The following is a 2,162-nucleotide window of genomic DNA, read 5'->3' as shown; positions in this document are numbered from 1 at the left end:
GTGCCGGTACCGGCCGGCGCCGCCACCGTCGCTCTCGGTTCGCTCGCCCCCGCCGTGCGCCGGCTGACCGCCGCCGTCGCCGACGGCGTGCCGGCCGTGGTGCTGGCCAGCGGCGATCCCGGCCTGTTCGGCATCGTGCGGCGGCTGCGCGCGGCCGGGCTGCCGCTGCGGGTGGTCCCTGCGGTGTCCAGTGTGGCCGCCGCGTTCGCCCGCGCGGGGATGCCGTGGGACGGCGCCGCCGTGGTCACCGCGCACGGCCGCGACCCGCGACCGGCGCTGAACGCCTGCCGGGCGCTCCCGCTGGTCGCCGTGCTCACCGCGCCGGGCGCCGGCGTCGCCGAGTTGGGCGCCGGCCTGATCGGGTGGTCCCGCCGCCTGCTGGTCGCCGAGCACCTGGGCACCGACGCGGAACGGGTCCGCGAGGTGACACCGGAGCGGGCCGCGACCGAGACCTGGTCCGACCCGCACGTGCTGCTCAGCATCGCGATCCCCGCTGACGCCGGCCGTGCTGACGCGGTCGCCGCCGGGTGCGTCGAGCTGTCCGACGCCGGCCCGGCAGGGCGCGGGTCGTCGGGTGGGATGCGGTCGGACAACCAGCCCGCTGCCGCACCCTACGGCGGGTGGGCGTTGCCGGAGGCCCGCTACGCCCACCGCGACTCGATGATCACCAAGTCGGAGGTACGCGCCCTCGTCGTCGCCCGCCTGCGACCCCGACTCGGCCGGCTCGTCTGGGACGTCGGTGCCGGCAGCGGCTCCGTCGGCGTCGAGTGCGCGTTGCTCGGGGCGGCCGTGCTCGCCGTCGAGCAGGACGCCCGGGCCGGCGAGACGATCCGGGCCAACGCCGCCGCGCACGCCGTGGACGTCCGGCTGGTCGTCGGGCGGGCTCCGGCGGCGCTGGCCGGCCTGCCCGAGCCCGACGCGGTCTTCGTCGGCGGTGGCGGGCCGGAGGTCCTCGCCGCCGTGGTGGCCCGCGAACCCGGCCGGGTGGTGCTCACCCTGGCCGCCCTGGACCGGGTCGCGCCCGCCGTCGGCCTGCTGCGCGCCGCCGGCTACACGGTCGAGGGCAGTCAACTCTCCGCCGCCCGCCTCGCCGACCTGCCCGGCGGGTCGATCCGCCTCGCGGCCACCAACCCGGTGGTCGTCCTCACCGGGGAGCGCCCGTGAACGACCTGAGTACGCCCACCCGGATCGGGCTGGTCGCGGCCACCGCCGCCGGCCGCCGCCACGCCCACACCGTGGCCGCCGCGTGGCCGCACGCCCGGCTGGTCGAGGGGGAGAGCGTCGCCGACGCGCTACGGACCGCCTGGACGCGGTGCGACGCGGTGGTCGCCTTCCTGGCCACCGGCGCGGTCGTGCGGATCGTCGCGCCGCTGCTCTCCGACAAGCGCACCGACCCGGCCGTGGTGGTGGTCGACGAGGCGGCCCGGCACGCGGTGGCCCTGCTCGGTGGGCACGCCGGCGGCGGCAACGACCTCGCCGAGCGGGTCGGCGCGCTGTTGGACGCCCGGCCGGTGGTCACCACCGCCACCGACGCGGTCGGCCTGCCCGGGCTGGACACCCTCGGCTGGCCGGTGCAGGGCGCGGTGGCCGCGGTGTCCCGGGCCATCCTGGACGGCGAACCGGTCCGCCTGATCGCCGACGCCGACTGGCCGCTGCCGGCCCTACCCCCGAACGTGTGCGTCACCGCCGACGACGTGGCGGACGACGGGTACCGGCTGCTGGTCACCGACCGGACGGTGCCGCTCGACGGGCGGACCGCGGTGCTGCGGCCGCCGTCGCTGGTCGCCGGCGTCGGCGCGAGTCGGGGCGTACCCGCCGCCGAGGTGGCGGAGCTGCTGCGCCGGGTGCTGGCCGAGGCCGGCCTCAGCCCGGCGAGCCTGCGCTGCCTGGCCAGCGCCGACGTCAAGGCCGACGAGGCGGGCATCCTGAGCACCGCCGACGCGCTCGGCGTACCCCTGGTGACCTGGCCGGCGACGAACCTGGCGGCGGTCGACGTGCCGCATCCCAGCGAGGTGGTCCGCGCCGCGGTCGGCACGCCGAGCGTGGCGGAGGCCTCGGCGCTGCTCGGCCCGACCGGCCGGGCGGGCGACGCCACGCTGCTGGTGCCGAAGACCGCGTCGGCGATGGCCACCGTGGCGGTGGCGCGGCACGCGCCGCGCCAC

General features: G+C 78.8%; 2 protein-coding genes. Both read left to right on the top strand.

Going from position 1 to position 2,162, the window contains the following annotated elements:
• Positions 1-1,164 (top strand): precorrin-6y C5,15-methyltransferase (decarboxylating) subunit CbiE (gene cbiE / locus EAD98_RS03915; RefSeq protein WP_121652704.1); only part of this gene is annotated, 1,164 nt, incomplete at its 5' end.
• On the top strand, positions 1,161-2,162 hold a 1,002-nt coding region (locus EAD98_RS03910), incomplete at its 3' end, for a cobalt-precorrin 5A hydrolase (RefSeq protein WP_199723276.1). The genes cbiE and EAD98_RS03910, both read left to right, overlap by 4 nt.

Source organism: Micromonospora sp. CV4, assembly GCF_003667455.1.
Classification (GTDB): Bacteria; Actinomycetota; Actinomycetes; order Mycobacteriales; family Micromonosporaceae; genus Micromonospora.
This window is presented reverse-complemented; position numbering and strand designations above follow the sequence as displayed.